Genomic DNA, 21,952 nt, shown 5'->3' with positions numbered 1-21,952 from the left:
GCTGTGACACGACTGAAATGTGATCGCGTCAAACGACAGGAGACACCAGATCGACCAGCGCGCGGGTCAGCTGGACCCGCTGCTCGAACACCTCCAGTGGAGCGTTGGCCGTGCCGAACATCTCCAACGGCAGCGCGGTGAACCCGGCCCGGACCAGCAGCGAGCCTAGGTACCCGTAGAGAACCTCCTCCTCGGTCACCTGCATACCGTCCGCCGCAAGACCCTCCAGGAACCCCTTCAGGATCACCTGGTGTACTGCGGGCAACGCCTCCGGCGCCAGCTCGCCCGCGTGCGCCAGTCCGATCAGCAACTGCCCCAGATCGAACCCGACCGCCTGCGGGCAGTCGAAACCCCAGTCGATCGCCACGAACTCGTCCGGGCTGTCATGTGGCACCAGCAGGTTCTGCGGGCTCGCATCCCCGTGCTGGTAGCACTGCGGCAACGCCTCGAGCGCATTGAGTACGGCGGGGACACGCTCGCCCAATGCGAGCAGGTCGTCCCGTAGGCGGTGGTCGCCGAGGTGGCAGACCGCTGCGCTCAACAGGGGGTGCCGCCAGGTCTCCGGATCGGTGAGAACCGGTAGCGCGGACTTTATGACGCGGCCGTCGGCGTAGTACCGCAGCGCCGTACCGGGGGTGCTGGAGACGACCCGGTCGAGCAGGGGCTCGACGAGATGGGGTTGCCGGCGTGCTGACAACCGGCCGAGCAGGTACGCCGCCCGCTCGAAGCGGTCCATCGGCCACGGGCCCCACTCCTGGATGACGTTCTCCATCCACAGGGTCGCGCGGTCGTCGTCGTACTCGTCGATGCGGTAAGCGTGCGCCAGTCGCAGACCCGGCGGCATCAGGTCGCCGACGCCGCTCTGGTGGACGGCGATCTCCAGCCGCCAGGGCATGTAGTCGATGAAGCTCTGCCGGTACTCCACGGGCACGAGCTCGATGATCGGCGAGTGCCGGACGGACTGGAGTTTCTTCACGAAGCACGACCAGTCGGCGCCGCCGAGCGTCGTACCGAAGACGCGGTGCAGCGACTCGGTGCTCGGCGTACCGATCGGGTAGTCGACAGGTTCGACCCGGACCGCGCTCGCGACGGCCGCCGGATCCCCGGTGATCGTCCGCGCGAGCGCGGTCAGGTCCTCCTCCCCCAACGCGTCCCGGCCCAACGGTTCCAGTCCGGTGATCATGTTCCCCCCACGGAAGTAAAGTCACCTTACTGATGTGATAGTAAAGTTGCTTTATGACTTCCGTCAACGACGATCCCCGGGTCGGGACCGATCACATCGCCGCGCTGCTCGGGCTGGCGCTGCGACGGATCCGGTCGGAGATCCTGGCCACGTCCGAGGAGCGGTTCCCCGGGCTGCGCGTCTCGCACTACCGCCTGCTCGACCTGATCCCGCCCGAGGGAGCCCGGATCACCGACCTGGCGGAGGTCGCGACGATGACGAAACAGGGCCTCGGCCAGCACGTCGACTACCTGCAGAAACTCGGCTACACCGAGTCCGCCCGCCTCCCCACCGACCGCCGAGTCCGCCTGGTCCGCCGTACACCCCGCGGCGACGAAGCAGTCGCCTTCAGCCGAGCCGCCATAGCCCGAGTAGAACAATCCTGGTCCACCCAACTAGGCCCCACCCGCTACACCCACCTCCGCCAAACCCTCCACGAACTAGGCGTCGACCCGTAGCCCGTCCCCGTCGGACGGGCGAGTGTGCGGACGAGCCGGGGTGCTCGGCGGGGTGGTTGTTTGCGGAACAAATGTTGCACCTGCTGCCAGAAAAGTTCCGCAGTACAGGGCTGGATCGCACCGGGGACAGGGGACAGGGTCTGCGGACAAGCTATTGCTTGTTCCCGGACCCCGCCGGGTGTATCCGGCGCGCGGACAAGTGGTGCGGGCGGCCGCGCTTGCCGGGCGTGTGTGGTGGGGGGAATGTGGAGCGGTCACGCCTGCGGCGCGGCTGTCTGTTGGCCGGCTTCGCCGGCGCGCGGGATGTGAGACGAGCGGGATGCTTGGCGGGCGAATGCGCCGCTCGGCACCTGGGGCTGGCCGGGCTGTTTGCGGACCAAATGTTGCACCTGCTGCCAGAAATGTTCCGCAGTACAGGGCTGGCTCGCACCGGGGACAGGGGATGGGGGCCGGCGACAGGCTATTGCTTGTTCCCGGACACCGCCGGGTGTCTCCGGCACGTGGACGGTGGTGCGGAGCGGACGTGCTTGGCGGGCGTGTGTGGTGGCGCGGGATGTGGAGCGGTCACGCCTGCGGCGCGGCTGTCTCATTGGCCGGCTTCGCCAGGGCGCGGACTGTGGTGAGGTGCTCACGCGGTCGGCGGAGAAGTGCGGTGATGGGGAAGGAGGCAGCCGCGACCGCATGCTCATCGCGATCACTCCCGAACACCGGGCCGAGTGGCTCACTGCCGCGCAGCGCTTTCGTAGAGTCGCCCTACTGCGCAGCCAGGTCCGCAGCCGGGGCCTGTCAGTGCGGAGGTTCGCCACATATGCGTCGGCTCAGGCTCGTGTCAGAATGCCGGGCATGGGTGGATTGTCGTTGCGGTCAGAAGACTCGTTTCTTTCGATCGCAAGCCGCGGATCGATCCTGTCGATCGGATCGGTCGGGTCGGTGCTCAGCATCGGATCGGTCGGCTCTGCGCTGTCGGTCGCGTCGGTGGGATCGACTCTGTCCGCCTTCTCGGCCGGCTCGGTGCTCTCCTTCGGTTCAGCACTCTCAGCTCGGTCCCGCTGGTCGTTGTTGAGCAGCGACGGCGATCACGACGTCCTGAAGGCGCCTCCCCGCTCCGCATTTCTCGCAGGCAGCGGGGTCGCGCTCGCTGTGCTCCTGGCAGCATTCAGCCACCGGCGCTAGAAGTCCCCGCGCGCGCCTCCTTTGCTCGGCGTACGGGTGGTTAGCCGGCGCGGTACGTCGCGATGCTTACGGCGATGTAGTGGCAGATGAAGGCGGCGACGGTGAAGGCGTGGAAGATTTCGTGGAAGCCGAACCAGCGGGGGGACGGGTTGGGGCGCTTGGTGCCGTAGACGACGGCGCCGATCGAGTACAGGCCGCCGCCGACGGCGATCAGGGTGACTACTGCCGCGCCGCCGGCGTGGTAGATGTCGCCCATCCAGAAGATCGCGACCCAGCCGAGCGCCAGGTACAGCGGGGTGTAGATCCAGCGTGGCGCGCTGAGCCAGAAGATCCGGAACAGGATGCCGAGCGCCGCGCCACCCCACGCCAGACCGAGCATCAACAGGCGGTCGTTGCCGTGCAGCAGCACCATGCCGAGGGGCGTGTAGGTGCCGGCGATCAGCAGGAAGATGTTGCTGTGGTCGAGCCGTCGCAGGATCGCCTCGCCGGTCGGGCCCCAGTAGAACCGGTGGTACAGCGCGGAGATGCCGAACAGCAGCATCGATCCGGCGGTGTAGACCGCGGCCGCCCAGCGTGCGTTCGCGTGCGGTGCCAGGCAGATCAGGACGATGCCGGCCGCGGTGGCGAACGGGAACGTGCCGGCGTGCAACCACCCGCGGAGCTTGGGCTTGAGCGGGCCGAGCCGCCCGGAGAGCCGGTGACCGAGTTCCTGGGGTTGTGCGCTGGAAACAGTCATCGCCGTCCTTTCGAGGGGTGTCCGGGCGGTTCCTACCTACGCAACCGTAACCTACGCAACCGTAGGTTCAATGGTTCAGAAGGATGAAATGTAGGCGAAGTCACCCGGGTGATGCAGCACGCCCACGTTTACGATGCGCGAACTTCGCAGAAAGTTCGACCTTTCTGGCAGGTTTCTGTGAGCCACTCCAAGGCCTCTCCGACCGGGGCGAATGTGGGCTAGCCTCGTGACCGAGAGTCTTCGAGGAGAGCACCCTGCCCATGCGGACACCTGGCAAGCAGAAGCTGCGCGACGCGGTCTACGGCCTGTACGAGCGGCGGCTGACCCGATCGCTGTCGCCGGACCGGATCCCGCGGCACATCGGGGTCATCATCGACGGCAACCGGCGGTGGGCCCGCCAGGTCGGCGACCCGGTGTCGCGCGGTCACGAGGCCGGGGCGAACAAGATCTCCGAGTTCCTGAACTGGTGCGACGGCGTCGGCGTCAAGGTGGTCACGGTGTGGATGCTGTCCACCGACAACCTGACCCGCCCGGCCGACGAGCTGGAGCCGCTGCTGCGGATCATCGAGCAGACGGTCGAGGAGCTGACCGCGATCGGCCGCTACCGGATCCACCCGGTCGGCGCGCTCGACCTGCTCCCCGGCACCACCGCCGAGGCGCTGAAGGCGGCGGAGACGGACACCCACGACGTCCAGGGGATGCTGGTCAACGTCGCGGTCGGGTACGGCGGACGTCGCGAGCTCGCCGACGCGGTCCGCTCGCTGCTCCTCGAGGAGGCCGCCAAGGGCATCTCGATCGAGGAGCTGGCCGATCGCGTGGACGTGGAGCACATCGCGCGGCACCTCTACACCAAGGGCCAGCCCGATCCCGATCTGGTCATCCGGACGTCGGGTGAGCAGCGCCTGGGCGGCTTCCTGCTCTGGCAGAGCGCGCTGAGCGAGTTCTATTTCTGCGAGGCGCTCTGGCCTGACTTCCGTCATGTCGACTTCCTCCGGGCCATCCGAAGCTACGCCCAACGCGAGCGCCGCTTCGGGACCTGATCGGCACGGCCGACGGGGCTCCTCGGCCGCACCGCCGGCACGTCGTGCGACGCCTGAGGTAGTACGCGTACGTCGCCACGCCCAGCGCCGTACCCCACAGGATCCAGAGGATGCCGGGGCCATTGGTGGCCCACATGTCGCCGCCGAGCGGTGCCTGGGTGTTCATCAGACCGGCTGGGATCAGTACGACGGCGACGATCGAGGCCGGGATGGTCGCGAGCCGCGGTGGGACGCGCTGGCCGGCCTTGAACCAGATCCAGCGGGGGTAGATCTCGCCCCACCGGTGCACCAGGCCGTGCGTGAGGACACCTCCGCCCAGGCCCATCACGGCCAGGCCGAGGCCCATCTCGAGCATTCCGGGCGTGTCGGCCATCATCTGGTGGAACTCGTCGGTGATGCCGACCGGCCAGCCGAGGAACCAGGCGATCCGGGTGAACTCGTACGGCAGGTTCGCCACCACGGCGACCGCGACCGCCCACTTGCCCCAGCGGAGCGCGGCCTCCGGTCGCATCCAGGCCGGATCGTGGGCGCCCCGGCCGCACGAGACGCAGGCGTTGCGGCTGCGCCGGTGGTACGCGAGCCCGGTCGCCGCCCAGAGCAGGCCGCCGACGAACAGGATGATCAGGTTCACGCGGTGCCAGTACAGGATGTCGCCGACGCCGTCCTGCGGCCCCGGTACGCCGGTGAACGCGAACACGATCAGCGCCGGTGCCATCGCGACCACCGCGATCAGCGTGTAGTCGGGGATGACGAGCGCGAGGGCGACCGCGAGTACGGCGGCGATCGCCTGCAGGATCGTTCCGCGCGGCCGCATCCGGGTCATCACGAGCGCGAGTACGGCGCCGCCGAGCCCGATCGCCGCCATCACGGGAGCGATCACGTGCACCGGCGTACCCTCAAGGATCGACGAGGAGGCCTGATCGTCGGCGACCCGCGCGAACGGGTAGCCCGCGCCGCCGAGGGTCCAGTAGAGGCCGAGGACGCCGTACACGAGGGACCAGAGCGCGGTGGCGTACCCGATCCACGTCGGCCAGTTCTTCGTCATGAATCGAGCCTCGCCCGGTGACCCGGCGTACCGGATCACCCGGCGGAGTGACCCGGCTCCCTCGGGTGGGGGGAAGGCGTAACACCGTGTTAACCCCGTGGCCGGGCGTGTCGGGCTGCGCCGTTTGCAGGAGGCTCCTACCCTGACATTGACGGTCGGAGGGGAAGCCGGCTGTCACGGGAGGCCCGATCAGTTTGAGAATCTCGTTCCAGCCGGTTGCCCCATGAGGGGCCGAACGGAGTACCCGAGACCTCAGGTCTCGAGCTCACTGATCGCCGTTGCCGCGTACGCGGCGGCGCGGACGGGGTCAACACCGGACCCCGAGGGCGGCACCCGACCCATCACCTAACCACTGGCGGGCCGGGGCGAGGGTGTACGTCACGGCCTAGAAGAGGACGTGCGACATGGCCATCCACGCCAAGGCGTCAAGTACCTCATCAACACCGGACCAGCGCACCTTCGTGCTGGACACCTCGGTGCTCCTCTCCGACCCGCATGCGTTACTGCGGTTCGACGAGCACGAGGTGGTCGTTCCGGTGGTCGTCGTCACCGAATTGGAGGCCAAACGGCATCACCCGGAACTCGGCTATTTCGCACGTACGGCGTTACGCCTGCTCGACGAGCTCCGGATATTGCACGGACGACTGGACGCGCCCCTGCCAGTGGGGGAGAAGGGTGGAACTCTCCGGGTCGAACTGAACCACACCGACCCGGAGACCTTGCCGGCCGGTTTCCGGCTCGGTGACAACGACAGCCGGATCCTTGCCGTGGCCTGCAACTTCATGGCCGAAGGCAAGGACGTCACGCTGGTCTCGAAGGACCTGCCGATGCGGGTCAAGGCGTCGGCGTGCGGCCTGATCGCCGAGGAGTACCGCGCCGAGCTCACGCTCGAGTCCGGTTGGACCGGTATGGCGGAACTCGAGGTCGAGACGCACGTCGTCGACGACCTGTACGAGAACGGCGCGATCGAGCTGACGGAGGCCGGCGAGTTTCCGACCCACACCGGGCTGGTGATGCTGTCCGACCGGGGCAGCGCGCTCGGCCGGGTGATGCCGGACAAGCGGATCAGGCTGGTCCGCGGCGACCGGGAGGCGTTCGGGATCCGCGGCCGGTCCGCGGAGCAGCGGGTCGCGCTCGATCTGCTGCTGGACCCTGACGTCGGGATCATCTCGCTCGGCGGCCGGGCCGGTACGGGTAAGTCCGCACTCGCGCTGTGCGCCGGCCTCGAGTCGGTGATGGAACGCCGCCAGCACAAGAAGGTCATCGTCTTCCGCCCGCTGTTCGCGGTCGGCGGGCAGGAGCTCGGATATCTGCCGGGCAGCGAGGCCGAGAAGATGGGGCCGTGGGCCCAGGCCGTGTACGACACGCTCGGCGCGCTGACCAGCAATGACGTGATCGACGAGGTGATCGACCGGGGCATGCTCGAGGTGCTGCCGCTGACCCACATCCGCGGGCGGTCGCTGCACGATGCGTTCGTGATCGTCGACGAGGCGCAGTCGCTGGAGCGGAACGTACTGCTCACGGTGCTGTCGCGGGTCGGCGCCAACTCGCGGGTGGTGCTCACCCACGACGTGGCGCAGCGGGACAACCTGCGGGTCGGCCGGCACGACGGTGTGGTCGCGGTGGTCGAGCAACTGAAGGGGCACCCGCTGTTCGCGCACGTCACGCTGACCCGCTCGGAGCGGTCGCCGATCGCGGCGCTGGTCACCGAGATGCTCGATGACCTGCAGTTGTAAGGAGTGTTCGTACGGATAGGTAATAAGCATCTGTAAAGCAGAGGTAAGAACGGTGCGGTCGCCACGCGGCGACCGCACCGTTCGTTCGTGACCTGCTTGTGATCACGGACGGTTTACGCCAGAGTATGTTCTCGTTGCAGCCGACGGGGGTCGGGTTTTCTCGGAAGGACAGATGAAAGCGAAGCGCTCCGTCGCGGTTCTCGCAGTGACCGGAATCGCCGTGGTTTCCGTTGTCGCCGGTATCGACCTCTTCAGCTCTCCTGGGAGCAGCAGTGCGTCGGAGAAGGTGTCCGGGCGGGCCGAGATGGCCGTGCTGAACAGTGGGAAGGCCATCCCTTCCGCGACCACGCCGTCGGCCAAGCCGCAGTCGGCCGCCGAGATCGCCGCCGAGGCGGTCCGGATGCGGAACCAGGTCGAGGCCATCGAGCAGCAACGCATCGCGACGCAGGACGCGGCCGCGGTGAAGATGAAGGCCAAGAACGCCGCTTTGCTGCGCTATCAGGCACTTCGGGAGGCCCAGCGCTCGTCGAGCGAGGAGCGGGCCAGCCGGGACGCCGAGCGGAAGAAGTACGAGGGCACGCCGAAGGAGGTCGCGATGAACCTCCTCCCCGACCACGGCTGGAGTCAGAGCCAGTTCAGCTGCCTGGAGAAGCTCTGGAACAAGGAGTCCCGCTGGAAGGTCAGCGCCGACAACCCGACGTCGACGGCGTACGGCATCCCGCAGGCGCTCCCCGGCAACCGGATGGCGGCGTACGGCAAGGACTGGCGGACCAACCCGGTCACCCAGATCAAGTGGGGCCTGGACTACATCGAAGCCACCTACGGCTCGCCCTGCAGCGCTTGGGGCCACTCCCAGGCCAAGGGCTGGTACTGACCCGTCATTCGATCCGGAACACCGGACCGTAGCTCCCGTCGCCGGCGCCCTTCAGCAGGGTGCCCTGACCGGATGCCGTCAGCGTGACCGGGTTCCCGCCCACACGCGCCGCCTGACCGCTCAGCTGGACGTCCTTGATGACGATGTCCCCTTTCGGCAGGCCCAGTACGACGGCGTATACCGTCTTGCCCTTCTGAGTAAACATCACCTGGTCTCCGGACGTGGTGGTCGCGGACGAGCGCGTCCACGGCCGGGTGCCGTCCAGCGCCTCCCTGTTGACCTTCAGCCAGGCTCCGATGTCAGTGAGCCTGCTCAGCTGCTCCGGGACGATCGCACCGTCGCCACCACTCGGTCCGACGTTCAGCAGCAGCGCACCGTTGTTGGCTGCCGCCTTGGCGAGTGATGCGATCAGATCGGTCGACTTGGCGTAGTCCTGGTCGTTCTCCTCGCGGTTGTAGCCGAACGAGCCGCCGATACCGCGGTCCTGCTGCCAGAACTTGTCCTGGACGGTGTCGAAGTCCGTGTACTCCGGTGTCCGGAAGTCACTGTGCGGAGCGGGCTTCTGGGTGTTGATGCTGTCCGCCACACCGGGCAGCTTGAACAGGCCCTTCATGAACTGGTCGAACCCCCAGCGCATCGGCTTCGCGCTCATCACCTGCCGGCCGAACGACGCCGTACTCCAGCGGTCGTCGACGACACCCTCCGGCACGGTGTTGTAGTAGTCCGCCAGCACCGAGTAGAGGCGCCTGGAGCCGGTCGGCCAGGCGATGTCGTTCCACAGGATGTCCGGCTTGTACCGCGTGATCAGCTCGCGCACCTGAGCCACGGCGTACTCGCGGTAGTCCTCCCCGTAGTGCAGGTAGGCGTAGTCGCCCAGTGTCTTCACGGTCTTGCGCTGGAACGTCCAGTCGACCCCACCGGAGTAGTAGACGCCGAACTTCAGGCCCTGCTTGCGGACCGCCGCTGCCAGTTCACCCATCAGATCCCGCTCGGCGTGAAAGTCCGGTGCGTGCGGGTTGCGGACCTTCGTGGGCCACAGCGAGTACCCGTCGGCGTACTTGGCCGTCACCACGATGTACGACGCTCCGGCCGCCTTGAACTGCGCAGCCCACCGGTCCGCGTTCCAGTTGGCCAGACCGGCGTCGAACTGCTTGGTGAAGTCGCTGTACGGCGCACTGCCGTAGTGCTCGCGGTGATAGCTCGCGGTCGGCGACTTCGGGTCCTTCATCGCGTTCGCGTAGTCCTCGGCGTACGGGTTGTGGGTCATCGCGTTCCCGTACTGCGTCTCGAGCAGCTTGCTGAACGTGGTGCCCTTCGGCGCGAAAGCCGGCACGGAGTAGAGGCCCCAGTGGATCATGATCCCGAACTTCGCGTCGGCGAACCATTTCGGCAGCGGATGCTTGTTCAGCGACTCCACGGTGGCCTCGTACGGCCCGTCGGTCGTCATCTCGGCCTTGCGGTCGTCCTGCCACGTCCAGACCGCGGAGCCGCCGGCGAAGATCAGCACCAGTACGACGACCACCAGGGCGAACCGCAGGAGGAACTTGCCGACCCTGCGGAAGATGCTTTTGGCAAGGATCATGCTGCAATCCTGCCGTCGTACGCCGGTCCTGCGGATCAGCCCGCGGTACGTCGTGATCATCATCCGGCGGACCGCCGCCTCCACCGAAAGTCTCGCGCTGGGCTGGCCAGGCGCTACCGTCGGTCAGGTGGACACGGGGATCTTCGCAGCGCTGATCGCGCCCGGATCGCGTGCTGCGCCGGGCTACGGACGGTTGACGCCGCGGGATCGGGTGGTGGACGTCGCCTGCGTCCTGATCGCGTTCCTGGTCGGGCTGCTGGCAGTGGGGGACGTGGAGCCGCAGCCACGGGTCGGTCCGCTGCCGCACTGGCTGGACGTGTCGCTGTGTATCGCCGGTGCGCTCTCGCTACTGCTCCGCCGGCGCTGGCCGACCGGTCTGGCGGTGCTGATGATCCTGGCGTCCACTCTGGTGCCGTCAGTGGGCGCAGCCGGCGGTCTGGCGCTGTTCAATGTCGCAGTGCACCGTCGGCCCGCTGTCAGCCTCTCGCTGGCTGTGGTGGCGATGGCGTCCTGCATGGTGCAGTTCTGGCTCTATCCAGTTGCTGACGTGCCCAATGGCTACTGGATCGCTGTGACGCTCACTGCGCTCGCATGTCTGGTGCTGGTCGCCTGGGGGATCGTGATCCGGACCAGGCGGCAGCTGATGGCGTCACTGACCGAGCGTGCGGTCAGGGCCGAGTCGGAGCAGCAGTTGCGTGTTGAGCAGGGGCAGCGGCTGGAGCGGGAGCGGATTGCGCGGGAGATGCATGACGCGCTCGGGCATCGCCTGTCGTTGCTGAGCATGCACGCGGGCGCCCTGGAGTTCCGACCGGACATGCCGTCCGCTGAGCTGTCACGTGCCGCTGGTGTGATCCGGTCCAGCGCACGCGACTGCGTGGACGACCTGCGCGAGATTGTCGGCGTACTGCGGTCTCAGCACACCGCTGACGGGCCACGGCGGGGCATAGCCGAGCTGGACGAGCTGGTGGCCGAGTCACGGGCTGCTGGGATGCAGATCGAGCTGGAGGTGGCGGCTGAGCTCGGTGCGGTGCCGGACTCGATCGGGCGGCACGCGTACCGGATCATCCAGGAAGGGCTGACAAATGCACGGAAACATGCTCCTCATCAGGTAGTTCGGGTCGCGGTGAGCGGTACCGCAGGTGCCGGTCTGTCGGTGGCGGTGTCGAACCGGTTGGAGCCCGGTGCGGCCGGTCCGGGTTCGCGTGTGGGGCTGATCGGGTTGGCAGAGCGCGCATCCCTGGCCGGTGGGCGGTTCGAGCACGGGCCGACGGCAGATGGTGAGTTCCGGCTGGCGTGCTGGCTGCCGTGGGTGGCCTACGATGACGGGCGTGAGTGAACCGGTCCGGCTGCTGTTGGTCGACGACGACCCACTCGTCCGGGCGGGACTGTCCAGCATGCTGGGCGGTGCGCCGGAGTTGGAGCTGGTCGGTGAGGCCGCCGACGGGCAGCAGGCGGTCGATGCGGTACGTGACGTGCGGCCGGACGTCGTACTGATGGACATCGGTATGCCGGTGCTGGACGGGGTTGCTGCGACTGCTGCGATCCGTAGGCGAGTTGATGCGCCGGAGGTGGTCATGCTGACGACGTTCGGGTCGGATCAGGCTCTGCTGCGCGCACTGCGTGCCGGTGCGTCGGGGTACCTGCTCAAGGACGCTGCACCGGCTGAGATCGTTGCCGCTGTGGTGAAGGTGGCATCTGGCGAGTCTGTGCTGTCACCACAGTCCACGCGGCAGCTGATTGGACCACGTGGGTGCAGTCGACCAGGACGGTCGCCGTACGACGGCACTCGCGGCGCTGGCGCAGTTGACGGAGCGGGAGCGGGACGTCGTACTGGCCGTGGCTGAGGGCAGGAGCAATGCGGAAGCGGCTGCTGCGCTGGAGGTCGGGGTCGCCACGGTGAAGACGCATCTGACGAACTCCCTCGCGAAGCTGCAGCTCACCAACCGCGTGCAGCTCGCTCTGCTGGCCCACGACGCTGGGCTGGTGTGATGGCGGAGCTGGCACGAGCGCTCAGCCCGCGGGGCGAGCTGGTACTGCGTCGACGTGACGACGGGGCGCTGGAGTTGCGGGTCAACGGCGTCTTCGTGATGGACGACCAGGAGACGTCGAGCGAGCAACTGCTGGCGTCGGCTGCGCTGGAGGCGGTGCGTCACCCTGACCGGGTGCTTGTCGGTGGGCTGGGACTTGGGTACACGGTCCGGGCGCTGCTGGCCGATCCCCGCCTCGGTCAGGTGATCGTCGCGGAGATTGAGCCGGACGTGGTGTCCTGGATGCGCTCCGGCCTGGTCCCGTCGATCCTCGACGACCCTCGCGTCGGTGTGGTGGTCGGTGACGTGCGGGCGGTCGTCACGGACCTCCCCGACGCGTCCGTCGACGCCATCCTGCTCGACGTCGACAACGGCCCGGACTTCCTTGTCTACAACGAGAACTCGGCCATCTACTCGTCCGACTTCCTCACCACCTGCCGCACCAAGCTCCGCCCCGACGGCGCCCTGACCGTCTGGTCCTCGTCCGCGTCAGCCGCCCTGGAAGCAGCCGTCAGCGCGGTCTTCGGCACCTGCGACGTCAAACCCGTCCCGGTCGAACTACAGGGCCGCCCCGAGCTGTACTACGTCTATCAAGGCAGCTCGTAGTCCACGTCACACGAGGGTTGTGTCGTTGTCCACAGCTTGTCGGTCAGGGCGTTCGGACAGTGCCGATCGACGTACTCTTTTTGGTATGGGTGATGACGCGGAGTTCAGGATCGAGCACGACACGATGGGCGAGGTCAAGGTGCCTCGGGACGCGTTGTGGCGGGCGCAGACGCAGCGTGCGGTGGAGAACTTCCCGATCTCCGGGCGGCCGCTGGCGCCGGCGCTCGTGCACGCGCTTGCGCAGATCAAGGCCTCGGCCGCGGTCGTGAACGCCTCGCTCGGGGTGCTCGACGCGGACCGGTCGGCCGCGATCGCGGCCGCCGCGGACCGGGTGGCCGCGGGGGAGTTCGACGCGGAGTTCCCGATCGACGTCTTCCAGACCGGTTCGGGTACGTCGACGAACATGAACGCCAACGAGGTCCTGGCCACGCTGGCCACCGGCGCGCTCGGCGCGGATGTGCACCCGAACGACCACGTCAACGCGTCGCAGTCCAGCAACGACACCTTCCCGTCGGCGATCCACGTCGCGGCCACGGCCGGCGTCGTTCAAGAGCTGCTGCCGGCGCTGGAGCACCTCGCGGATTCCCTGTCCCGTAAGGGATCCGAGTTCGCCGAGGTGGTGAAGTCCGGGCGGACGCACCTGATGGACGCGACCCCGGTGACGCTCGGCCAGGAGTTCAACGGCTACGCGCAACAGATCCGCCGCGGCGCCGCGCGCGTGCGGGCGACGCTCCCGCGGGTCGCCGAGCTGCCACTCGGCGGGACGGCGGTCGGGACCGGGATCAACACGCCGCCCGGGTTCGCGGCCGCGGTGATCACCGAGCTGAACCGCCGGACCGGGCTGGAGCTGACCGAGGCCGAGGACCATTTCGAGGCTCAGGGTGCTCGTGACGGGCTGGTCGAGCTGTCCGGGCAGCTGAAGACGATCGCCGTCAGCCTGACGAAGATCTGCAACGACCTGCGCTGGATGGGTTCCGGGCCACGCGCCGGGCTCGGCGAGATCGCGCTGCCGGACCTGCAACCCGGGTCGAGCATCATGCCGGGCAAGGTGAACCCGGTGATCTGCGAGGCGACGTTGATGGTCGCCGCCCAGGTGATCGGCAACGACACCGCGATCACCGTGGCCGGTGCCGGAGGCAACTTCGAGCTGAACGTGATGCTGCCGGTGATCGCGCGCAACCTGCTCGAATCCATCGGCCTGCTGGCGAACAGCTCCCGCCTGCTCGCCGACCGCTGCGTCGACGGCATCACGGCGAACGTCGACCACGCCCGCGCGCTGGCCGAGTCGTCACCGTCGATCGTGACCCCGCTGAACCGCTACATCGGGTACGAGAACGCGGCCGCCGTCGCCAAGAGTGCTTTGAAACAAGGGAAAACGATCCGCGAGGTCGTGATCGAGAACGGTCACGTCGAGAAGGGAGACCTGACCGAGGAGCAGCTGGACGCGGCCCTCGACGTACTGTCCATGACCCGGCCGGCGCAGTCGTGACTGGTGGAGTGACGCAGTACTGGGAGCCGGGGACGACGATCGAGTGGGTGTACGAGGGCACCGGACGGCATGTGGACAAGCCGAACGTGCGGCCGATGACGGTCGTGCGTGACGACGCGGACGGGCTGGTCGCCTGGCTCGCGCCGGGTACGCCGTTGCTCAGACCGGTCCTCGCCGACGGGCGGGAGATGCGACACGCCGGTCCAGTCGGGATGTTCACCGAGGAGCGGGTGCTGAAGCTCGACGTCTGGCGCGGGACCGGGATCCTCAAGGTGTCACCGCCCGGGAAGCCGTGGTCGGTCTGGTACTTCTGGGACGCGGACGGGACCTTCCGCGGGTGGTACGTGAACCTCGAGCGTGAGCATGTGCGCGACTGGGCGTCCCGCCGTACCAGCACTGTCGATCATGTGCTGGACCTCTGGATCAACCCGGACCGCCGCATCGAGTGGAAGGACGAGGACGAGTTGGAGGGCGCCGTCACCGCAGGGCGCTTCACCGCGGCCGAGGCGGAGCAGATCGTCGCCGACGCGCACGCGGCGATCCGCGATGTCGAGGCCTGGACGTCACCGTTCTCCGACGACTGGCAGTCCTGGTCCGCGCCGCCGACCTGGCGACTGCCCGTCGCGCCGACGACCCACCAGCCCGACCTGATCGCGGAGGAGCTCCACAGCGCCTGAAACAGCGGCTGACAACAGGTGGGTCACGAGCGGTTGCAACTGACCGGTACGGACTTAGCTTGGAGATATGTACACCATCGAGTTGCAAGCGGAGGAGCTCCAGCTACTGCGATCCGCGCTCAGGAGCTACCTCCAGGCCTTCGGCCACAATGAAGCCGACCTCGTCCAGGCCGCGAAGATGCTCATGCTCAAACTGCCTGAGGCCGTCGACACCAAAGCCGGCTGAGTCAGGCCGGTTTCAGTACGGCGACGGGGATCGTCCGCTGGGCCTTCGCCGCGAACCGGGCGATCCGCGGGTCCTCGCGGAGGATGACGTCCGTCCAGACGGTGTTCCGTTCGGGATCGGTCAGTTCCCGCGCGCGCATGGTCGTGTGCGCGGCGCCGATCTGGACGTCGGTGGTCTGCGCCGCGCGGAGGTTGCGGAACCAGTCCGGGTCCCGGCGGGAGCCCGATCCGGTACCCCAGACGAGCAGGCCGTCGGGCGTATCGACGTACCGCACACACGTCGACCGCGGTACGCCGGTGCGGCGGCCGGGGGTGGTGAGCATCAGGACATGCACGTCCTTGCTCCCACTCGCCCACCGCCCGTCCAGCGTCTTGTACATCCACACGCCGATCCGGTTCCCCACCCGCAACATCCGCTGCCCCATCGCAACCACCCCCACCTGCGAGGGTCCGGCGATCACCCCACCACGTCAACCACTCAGCTGCGGGGGCGCACCGTCAGCGGAACGGGCTTCCGAGTGTCGGTGAAGAAGTCGTTGCCTTTGTCGTCGACGACGATGAAGGCCGGGAAGTCCTCCACCTGGATCTTCCAGATCGCCTCCATGCCGAGCTCCGGGTACTCGATCACGTCGACGGACTTGATGCAGTCCTGCGCGAGCCGCGCCGCCGGCCCGCCGATCGACCCGAGGTAGAACCCGCCGTGCTCCTTGCACGCCGCCGTCACCTTCGCCGACCGGTTGCCCTTAGCAAGCATCACGAACGACCCGCCGGCCGCCTGGAACTGATCGACGTACGCATCCATCCGCCCAGCCGTCGTCGGCCCGAAGGACCCCGACGCATAACCCTCAGGCGTCTTCGCCGGCCCCGCGTAGTACACCGCGTGGTCCCGCAGGTACGACGGCATCGGCTCGCCCTCGTCCAGCCGCTCCTTGATCTTCGCGTGCGCGATGTCCCGCGCCACCACCAGCGGACCGCTCAGCGACAGCCGCGTCTTCACCGGCAACTTGGACAGTTCGTCGCGGATCTCGCTCATCGGCCGGTTCAGGTCGATGCGCACGACCTCGGCGTCGTCGGACAGGTGCTCGTCGGTGGTGTCCGGCAGGAACCGCGCCGGGTCGCGCTCGAGCTGCTCGAGGAACACACCCTCCGGCGTGATCTTCGCCAGCGCCTGCCGGTCCGCCGAACACGACACCGCGATCGCGACCGGGCAGGACGCGCCGTGCCGCGGCAGCCGGATGACGCGGACGTCGTGGCAGAAGTACTTCCCGCCGAACTGCGCCCCGATCCCGAACTCCTGCGTGAGCTTGAAGACCTCCTCCTCCAGCTCCACGTCCCGGAACCCGTGGCCCACCGGCGATCCCGTGGTCGGCAGCGTGTCGAGATAGTGCGCGGAGGCGTACTTCGCGGTCTTCAGCGCGAACTCGGCCGACGTGCCGCCGACCACGACCGCCAGGTGGTACGGCGGGCAGGCCGCCGTACCCAACGACCTGATCTTCTCGTCCAGGAACTCCATCATCCGCGCCGGGTTCAGGACCGCCTTCGTCTCCTGGTACAGGAACGACTTGTTCGCGGAGCCGCCGCCCTTGGCCATGAACAGGAACTTGTACGCCGGGTCGCCCGAGCCGGCCGGGGTCGAGTACAGCTCGATCTGCGCCGGGAGGTTGGAGCCGGTGTTCTTCTCGTCCCACATGTTCAGCGGGGCCATCTGCGAGTAGCGCAGGTTCAGCTTGGTGTAGGCGTCGTACACGCCACGGCTGATCCATTCCTCGTCGACCGCTCCGGTGAGGACGCCCTCGGACTTCTTGCCCATCACGATCGCGGTGCCGGTGTCCTGGCACATCGGGAGTACGCCGCCCGCGGAGATGTTCGCGTTCTTCAGCAGGTCGAGCGCGACGAACCGGTCGTTCCCGGACGCCTCCGGGTCGTCGATGATCCGCCGCAGCTGCGCGAGGTGCGCCGTCCGCAGGTAGTGCGAGATGTCGTGCATCGCCTCCGCGGTCAGCGCCTGGAGGACCTCCGGCTCGACCTGCAGGAACGTCCGATCGCCTGCGGTGAACGTGCTGACACCCTCCGTCGTCAGCAGCCGGTACTCCGTCTCGTCGGCACCCAATGGCAACAGATCGGAGTAGTTGAAGTCGGCAGACACCGGGCATACCTCCACACAGACTGGACTGGATATCCAAAGCCTAGGACATGCCCTCAGGGGTCGGATCAGGGGTGAATCGGGGAGGAAACGGGTCTGCGGGCGGGGGTGGGCGCGCGTATGGTTTTGGGGTGGCCCAGGATGACGTTCCCCAGGAGAACCGCCCGCAGGATGTCGTGCCCGCGCAGGGCGGTGACGATCCGGCGCTGCGACGGCGGGTGTCCGACCTCGAGCGGGAGGAGGTCGCCGACATCCTCCGCGACGCCGCGGGCGAGGGCCGGCTGTCCTACACCGAGCTCGAGGACCGGCTCGAGACGCTGTACGCCTCCAAGACGTACGGCGAACTGGTCGAGCTGACCGCCGACCTGCCGACCGGCCCGCGCGCGCAGAGCGTGCCGGCCACCACCCCGCAGTACGGCGGCGCGCTGGTGGAGACCGGGCCGGTGATCAACGTGTTCATGTCCGAGTCCAAGCGGATGGGCAGCTGGCTGGTCCCGCAGCGCCAGGAGGTGAACGCGGTCCTCGGCGACGTCACGCTCGACTACACCGAGGCGCAGATCCCGTTCGACGAGATCACGATCGACGTGAAGTCGATCCTCGCCGACGTGAAGATCCGGGTCCCGCAGAACGCGATCGTCCTCCTGGACAGCAACCCGATCCTCGGCTCCGTCTCCGAACAGGAAGCCGGCCTCAAAGCCGTCCCCGACCCGAACGCCCAGCCCGCCGCCCCCAAACGCTTCCACATCCGCGGCACCGCCATCCTCGGCGAAATCAAAATCAAACGAGGCCCCCGCCTCTCCAAACGCCTCGGCCTCACCTAGCCCGCCGCCGCGGGAGGATCGACCTCGGCCTCCCGCCGGCGTTCCTCGAGCAGGGCGGACAGCCAATACCTGAACGCCGGCACGTTGCGCACGTGATCTTCGCCGGGCCGGAGCTTTCTCCTGCCGACCCTCGCGCTGACGACGAAGAACCGGTCGCCCGGCGGCCCGTCGGGTTCGGCGATGGCGCCAATCTCGTCCCAGGCCATGAACCGCCTGTGCCCGAGCCGGATGCCGGACATGTCAACGGTCAGGAACGGCCGCAGGGTCACGAGTTGCCAGATACCGAAGGACGCGCCGGCCACGCAGGCCGTCATGACGCCGACGGCCAGAACCGGCCAGGGACCGCCGCTCCTCAGCGCACGCGGCAGTTCCGTACTGGTGAGAAACAGCAGCACAATCGGGCCGGACACGCCTTGCCGCAGCACCGGTCGGCGCCGGAGTGGAAAGACGACCCGGCCGGCCCGCCGCAGCTCGGCGGTCCAGACCTCAGTGGGCCCGTCGCCGATCGGGGTCATCGTCGTCCTGTGGGGTCTCCGAATGGCGCTGATCCTCGAGGACCTGTTGGAGCCAGGTTTGGAGGGCTTGTAGGTCGTTGGCGTGTTGCTGGGTGAGGGTGAGGTTTTTGGCCCAGACGTTTTTCGGGTGGATTTGGAGTTGGCGGGACGGTTTTGGGCCGGAGACGGGGCCGATGGAGCCGATTTGGGCCCAGGGCATGGAGCGGCGCCGGCCCAGGTGGATGCCTCGGTGGTCGATGACGAGGGTCGGGCGTTGGGTGATGAGCTGCCAGATGATCGCGACCACGAACGCGGCGTACATCGTGATCAGCAGGTAGGCGAGCACGCGCCATCCGCGGTCGAGCATGTTCGGGATGCCGCTCGCGCCCATGAGGCCCATGGGTAGCAACAGCAGCACGGGAAACTGCAGGAACGACCAGCGGCGGAGCGGGAACTCGACGCGGCCGTTGCGGTGCATCTCGACCATCCAGGCCTCGGGTAGTCGCTCACCCATGACGGTCATGTCGGCCCCCAGCCCTTAAACTCCACCCCCGGAGCAAGAGACACTGTAGTGCACCACACTTGGCCCATGCGGCGGATTCGCGGGGTGCTCAGCTGGGCGTTCGTGCGCGGTCCGGCGGCGGCGTACGCGCTGGCCGACTCCGGCTCCTCGCTGTTCGGGATCGGCGTCCTGCTGGCCATGGCGCTGGTCGCCGGGCTGGGGGCCGGCGTCGGTGCTCTCGTCGGTCTCGTGGCCGACCGTCCGGTCGGCGATGCGGCGTTCGTCGGCGGGATGGTCGGGATCGGCGCGCTGATGGCGTGGCTGGTGCTGGTCCTGGTTGTCGTCGGCATCCTCTGGGTCCGGGGTGTGAGCCCCTCCGCGACGGCGGCGGGCAAGCATCCGGCCGGGCGCCACGCCACCGGCTCCACCGGCTCCACCGGCTCGTCCGGCTGGCGGCGGCGTGGGGAGCCGCTGGTGCCGGGCAGTCTGGTGGTGTTCCTCGTCCTGATGACAGTCGCGTTCGGGAGCCTTGGGTTGCACGCCCGCAGCGTGGCCAAACCGGCGGATCAACCGACCGCGACCACCACCGGCACAGTCGTCAAGATCCACGAGCCGAGCCTGCTGGACAAGGGATCCGGCACCGTCGACGTCCGGTACTCCGTCGGCGGCGTGGAATACACGTTCAACACCGGACGGGACCCCGGCGAGCACTTCCTCGCGCTCGGCGAGGAAGTGCCCGTGGAGTACGTGATCGCCGATCCGGCCAAAGGCCGTGCTGTCTGGAGAGTCGAGTCGGCGCGGGACGACCAGACGTTCTGGCTGGCGCTCGGCGGCGGTTGCGGCGTATTCGCACTGCTCAGCGGTGCTGGGTACCTCGTCGGGCGGTTGCGGTCCAGCGGCCGGCGTGGCGGTTGATCTCGATCGGATGGTCGAAGGTCGCCGTGATCAGTTCGGTGGTGATCACGTCGTCGACCGGCCCGGCGGACAGCACGCGGCCGTCGCGGAGGAGGGCGGCGTGGGTGGTGCAGGTGGGGAGCTCCTCGAGGTGATGGGTGACGAGGACCCACGCCAGGTGCGGGTGGCTCAGGTGGATCTGGTCGAGCGTCTCCAGTAACTGCTCGCGCGCCGCCACGTCCAGGCCGGTCGACGGCTCGTCCAGCAGAAGCAGCTGCGGGTCCGAGATCAGCGCCCGCGCAATCAACGCGCGCCCGCGCTCGCCCTGAGACAGCGTGGTCCAGTGCGCGCCGGCCAGCCCGCCGATCCCGAGCAACTCGATCAGCTCGAGCGCGCGAGCCTCCTGCGCCGGCGTCGGCTCCCAGCGCGGCATGCGCTCGATCGTCCCGGTGAGACCGGTCAGTACGACGTCCCGGATGCTCAGCGGCGACCGCAGCGGGTGCCGCGGATTCACGTGCCCGATGGACTCCCGCAGGGTGCGAATGTCGACCGTACCGAGCCGGCGTCCGAGGATCTCGACCGTACCGCGGGTCGGATGCGTGACTGCGCCGCACAACCCGAGCAGCGTGCTCTTGCCCGCGCCGTTCGGCCCGAGCAGCGCCCACCGCTCACCCTCGCCCGCGGTCAGCGACACCCCGGACAGCAACGGCTTGCCGTCCCGGACGAAGTCGACGTCCTTCAGTTCGAGCACCCGTAAACCTCCTCGTACAACGCCTTCAACTCCTCCGCACCCGCTTCCCGCCCGGTCCCGTCCGTATGCCGCTGCACGTGCCCCGCGAACTCCCGCTCCTGCTCGGGAGACAGCCGAATGCCGTACACAGACTCCAGCACATGCGCGATCCCGCCTTTACCGGACTGGCTGTTCACCCGTACGACGGCCTCGTACCCGCGCCCCACATCCGCCGGATCGATCGGCAGATAAGGCACTTCCCAGACACCAGGCCCCTGTACGGCGAACCCCTTCCGGATCGCGTCCTGATGCGTCCCGGAGAAGGCCGTGTAGACGAGCTCCCCGACGTACGGATGCCGCGGATGGATCGGCATGCGCGTGCAGTACTCGACCACTGAACGGATCCCGTCGATGTCGGAGAAGTCGATCATCGGGTCGACGCCCTGGGCGTGCAGGTTGAGCGCGAGGGTGGCGATGTCAACGTTGCCGGTGCGCTCGCCGTTGCCGAAGACACATCCCTCGACGCGCTGCGCTCCCGCTAGCACTGCTAGCTCCGCGCAGGCGACGCCCGTACCGCGGTCGTTGTGCGGATGCACCGACAGGATCACGCCGTCGCGGCGCGGGAGGTTCTGGTGCATGTACTCGATCTGGTCGGCGTACACGTTCGGCGTCGCGGCCTCGATCGTCGCGGGCAGGTTCAGGATCACCGGCCGCTCCGGCGTCGCGTCCCACTGCTTGGTGAGGTGATCCGCCAGCTCGAGCACGTAGTCAGGCTCGGTCAGGTTGTAGACCTCGGGCGAGAACTGGAACCGCACCGAGTCCCCGGCCAGCCGCAGGATCTCCTCGGAGCCGGCGTAGATCATCGACGCCAGTTCGTCCCTCGTACGACGCAGTACGACGTCCCGCCAGACCGGCGCGGTCGCGGCGTACATGTGGATCACCACGTCGCCGCGCATGCCCGCGACCGACTCCACGGTCCGCTCGATCAGGTCGCGGCGGGCCGGGGTGAACACCACGATCGTGACGTCGTCCGGGACCAGGTCGGATGTCGCCAGCAGCCGGACGAAGTCGAAGTCGGTCTGCGAAGCGGACGGGTAGCCGACCTCGATCTCCTTGTAGCCGATGGCAACCATCAGCTCGAAGAACCGGCGCTTGCGCTCGGGGTCCATCGGGTCGGCCAGCGCCTGGTTGCCGTCCCGGAGGTCGACCGGCACCCAGAGCGGCGCCGTCGTGATCCGGCGATCGGGCCAGGTGCGGTCGACGGGTGCGACCGGGACCCGGGCGAAGATGTCGCGGTAGCGGTGGCTGGGCATGGGGGAGGGCTGCTGACGATTCATGACAGGTGGTCCTTCCGGGGAGCGGGGGAGGACCGGCGGACGACTGCACTCCACGGAGGGAGCGCCGGTCGAATCAGCTCCCGCCGTGGCGGCCAAGAAGGAGGAGACCCGGAAGCTTGCGCATGCCGAGCACCGTATCAA

The 21,952-nt window shown here is 68.1% G+C and carries 23 protein-coding genes; 14 read left to right on the top strand and 9 right to left on the bottom strand.

Annotated elements, in window-relative coordinates; genetic code table 11:
- Nucleotides 1-28: 28 nt before the first annotated feature.
- Complete coding sequence (locus ACLJOO_RS02790) at nucleotides 29-1,183, bottom strand: phosphotransferase (protein WP_410785177.1); 1,155 nt, start codon at nucleotides 1,181-1,183, stop codon at nucleotides 29-31.
- 53 nt (nucleotides 1,184-1,236) lie between these two features.
- On the opposite strand from ACLJOO_RS02790, the gene ACLJOO_RS02785 reads away from it, so the two are divergent.
- Together ACLJOO_RS02785 and ACLJOO_RS02780 are read left to right on the top strand one after the other, a co-directional pair.
- On the top strand, nucleotides 1,237-1,680 hold the full coding sequence (locus ACLJOO_RS02785; RefSeq protein ID WP_410785176.1) for a MarR family winged helix-turn-helix transcriptional regulator: 444 nt from the start codon (nucleotides 1,237-1,239) through the stop codon (nucleotides 1,678-1,680).
- Between the two features lie 681 nt (nucleotides 1,681-2,361).
- On the top strand, nucleotides 2,362-2,853 hold the full coding sequence (locus ACLJOO_RS02780) for a hypothetical protein (protein ID WP_410785174.1): 492 nt from the start codon (nucleotides 2,362-2,364) through the stop codon (nucleotides 2,851-2,853).
- A gap of 40 nt (nucleotides 2,854-2,893) precedes the next feature.
- On the opposite strand, the gene trhA is transcribed toward ACLJOO_RS02780, so the two are convergent.
- A complete protein-coding gene (trhA, locus tag ACLJOO_RS02775; RefSeq protein WP_410785173.1) occupies nucleotides 2,894-3,589 on the bottom strand; it encodes a PAQR family membrane homeostasis protein TrhA in 696 nt (231 codons plus the stop codon).
- 260 nt (nucleotides 3,590-3,849) lie between these two features.
- On the opposite strand from trhA, the gene ACLJOO_RS02770 reads away from it, so the two are divergent.
- The 3 genes from ACLJOO_RS02770 to ACLJOO_RS02760 all read left to right on the top strand — a co-directional run bounded on the left by ACLJOO_RS02770 (nucleotide 3,850) and on the right by ACLJOO_RS02760 (nucleotide 8,284).
- Nucleotides 3,850-4,629 (top strand): isoprenyl transferase, encoded by a 780-nt coding sequence (locus ACLJOO_RS02770; protein WP_410785171.1) that lies wholly within the window; start codon nucleotides 3,850-3,852, stop codon nucleotides 4,627-4,629.
- A gap of 1,449 nt (nucleotides 4,630-6,078) precedes the next feature.
- Entirely contained in the window at nucleotides 6,079-7,410 is a 1,332-nt protein-coding gene (locus ACLJOO_RS02765; RefSeq protein ID WP_410785169.1) for a PhoH family protein, read from the top strand.
- 172 nt (nucleotides 7,411-7,582) lie between these two features.
- Entirely contained in the window at nucleotides 7,583-8,284 is a 702-nt protein-coding gene (locus ACLJOO_RS02760; RefSeq protein ID WP_410785168.1) for a hypothetical protein, read from the top strand.
- Nucleotides 8,285-8,288: 4 nt separating this feature from the next.
- Here the strand turns inward: ACLJOO_RS02760 and ACLJOO_RS02755 are convergent, their stop codons facing one another.
- Entirely contained in the window at nucleotides 8,289-9,866 is a 1,578-nt protein-coding gene (locus tag ACLJOO_RS02755) for an alpha-L-fucosidase (RefSeq protein ID WP_410785167.1), read from the bottom strand.
- Here ACLJOO_RS02755 and ACLJOO_RS02750 point away from each other — a divergent pair.
- The 7 genes from ACLJOO_RS02750 (at nucleotide 9,847) to ACLJOO_RS02720 (ending at nucleotide 14,891) form a co-directional block, all read left to right on the top strand.
- On the top strand, nucleotides 9,847-11,202 hold the full coding sequence (locus tag ACLJOO_RS02750; RefSeq protein WP_410785166.1) for a sensor histidine kinase: 1,356 nt from the start codon (nucleotides 9,847-9,849) through the stop codon (nucleotides 11,200-11,202). The genes ACLJOO_RS02755 and ACLJOO_RS02750 overlap by 20 nt on opposite strands.
- A complete protein-coding gene (locus tag ACLJOO_RS02745) occupies nucleotides 11,195-11,710 on the top strand; it encodes a response regulator transcription factor (RefSeq protein ID WP_410785165.1) in 516 nt (171 codons plus the stop codon). The genes ACLJOO_RS02750 and ACLJOO_RS02745 overlap by 8 nt, the downstream gene beginning before the upstream one ends.
- Nucleotides 11,703-11,855, top strand: coding sequence for a response regulator transcription factor (locus ACLJOO_RS02740; RefSeq protein WP_410785164.1), 153 nt, complete (start codon nucleotides 11,703-11,705; stop codon nucleotides 11,853-11,855). Before ACLJOO_RS02745 ends, ACLJOO_RS02740 begins: the two co-directional genes overlap by 8 nt.
- Nucleotides 11,855-12,499 carry a hypothetical protein gene (locus tag ACLJOO_RS02735; RefSeq protein ID WP_410785163.1) on the top strand — a complete coding sequence of 215 codons (645 nt, stop codon included), beginning with the start codon at nucleotides 11,855-11,857 and terminating at the stop codon, nucleotides 12,497-12,499. Before ACLJOO_RS02740 ends, ACLJOO_RS02735 begins: the two co-directional genes overlap by 1 nt.
- 85 nt (nucleotides 12,500-12,584) lie before the next feature.
- A complete protein-coding gene (locus ACLJOO_RS02730; RefSeq protein ID WP_410785162.1) occupies nucleotides 12,585-13,988 on the top strand; it encodes a class II fumarate hydratase in 1,404 nt (467 codons plus the stop codon).
- A gap of 8 nt (nucleotides 13,989-13,996) precedes the next feature.
- Nucleotides 13,997-14,665 (top strand): DUF402 domain-containing protein, encoded by a 669-nt coding sequence (locus tag ACLJOO_RS02725; RefSeq protein WP_410785161.1) that lies wholly within the window; start codon nucleotides 13,997-13,999, stop codon nucleotides 14,663-14,665.
- Between the two features lie 67 nt (nucleotides 14,666-14,732).
- Nucleotides 14,733-14,891, top strand: a complete 159-nt coding sequence (locus ACLJOO_RS02720) for a hypothetical protein (RefSeq protein WP_410785159.1) — start codon at nucleotides 14,733-14,735, stop codon at nucleotides 14,889-14,891.
- Between the two features lies 1 nt (nucleotide 14,892).
- Here the strand turns inward: ACLJOO_RS02720 and ACLJOO_RS02715 are convergent, their stop codons facing one another.
- Together ACLJOO_RS02715 and ACLJOO_RS02710 are read right to left on the bottom strand one after the other, a co-directional pair.
- Nucleotides 14,893-15,315 carry a nitroreductase/quinone reductase family protein gene (locus tag ACLJOO_RS02715; RefSeq protein WP_410785158.1) on the bottom strand — a complete coding sequence of 141 codons (423 nt, stop codon included), beginning with the start codon at nucleotides 15,313-15,315 and terminating at the stop codon, nucleotides 14,893-14,895.
- A 53-nt stretch (nucleotides 15,316-15,368) separates the two neighbouring features.
- Entirely contained in the window at nucleotides 15,369-17,036 is a 1,668-nt protein-coding gene (locus ACLJOO_RS02710) for a fumarate hydratase (RefSeq protein WP_410785157.1), read from the bottom strand.
- Between the two features lie 128 nt (nucleotides 17,037-17,164).
- Between ACLJOO_RS02710 and ACLJOO_RS02705 the strand changes: the two genes are divergently transcribed.
- Entirely contained in the window at nucleotides 17,165-17,854 is a 690-nt protein-coding gene (locus ACLJOO_RS02705; RefSeq protein WP_410785156.1) for a DUF1707 domain-containing protein, read from the top strand.
- On the opposite strand, the gene ACLJOO_RS02700 is transcribed toward ACLJOO_RS02705, so the two are convergent.
- Both ACLJOO_RS02700 and ACLJOO_RS02695 read right to left on the bottom strand, forming a co-directional pair.
- On the bottom strand, nucleotides 17,851-18,369 hold the full coding sequence (locus tag ACLJOO_RS02700) for a hypothetical protein (RefSeq protein ID WP_410785155.1): 519 nt from the start codon (nucleotides 18,367-18,369) through the stop codon (nucleotides 17,851-17,853). The genes ACLJOO_RS02705 and ACLJOO_RS02700 overlap by 4 nt on opposite strands.
- Nucleotides 18,341-18,871: a hypothetical protein gene (locus ACLJOO_RS02695; RefSeq protein WP_410785154.1), complete on the bottom strand. Its 531-nt coding sequence runs from the start codon at nucleotides 18,869-18,871 to the stop codon at nucleotides 18,341-18,343. Before ACLJOO_RS02695 ends, ACLJOO_RS02700 begins: the two co-directional genes overlap by 29 nt.
- A gap of 66 nt (nucleotides 18,872-18,937) precedes the next feature.
- On the opposite strand from ACLJOO_RS02695, the gene ACLJOO_RS02690 reads away from it, so the two are divergent.
- The gene (locus ACLJOO_RS02690; RefSeq protein WP_410785153.1) at nucleotides 18,938-19,765 is read left to right on the top strand and encodes a hypothetical protein; all 828 of its coding nucleotides are present in this window, start codon (nucleotides 18,938-18,940) and stop codon (nucleotides 19,763-19,765) included.
- On the opposite strand, the gene ACLJOO_RS02685 is transcribed toward ACLJOO_RS02690, so the two are convergent.
- Nucleotides 19,707-20,495, bottom strand: a complete 789-nt coding sequence (locus tag ACLJOO_RS02685; RefSeq protein ID WP_410785152.1) for an ABC transporter ATP-binding protein — start codon at nucleotides 20,493-20,495, stop codon at nucleotides 19,707-19,709. The two genes, ACLJOO_RS02690 and ACLJOO_RS02685, sit on opposite strands and share 59 nt — an antisense overlap.
- Nucleotides 20,483-21,811 (bottom strand): 2-isopropylmalate synthase, encoded by a 1,329-nt coding sequence (locus tag ACLJOO_RS02680; RefSeq protein ID WP_410785151.1) that lies wholly within the window; start codon nucleotides 21,809-21,811, stop codon nucleotides 20,483-20,485. The genes ACLJOO_RS02685 and ACLJOO_RS02680 overlap by 13 nt, the downstream gene beginning before the upstream one ends.
- Nucleotides 21,812-21,952 lie beyond the last annotated feature (141 nt).

Origin of the sequence: Kribbella sp. C-35 (genome assembly GCF_046549195.1) — a bacterium.
Classification (GTDB): Bacteria; Actinomycetota; Actinomycetes; order Propionibacteriales; family Kribbellaceae; genus Kribbella.
This window is presented reverse-complemented; position numbering and strand designations above follow the sequence as displayed.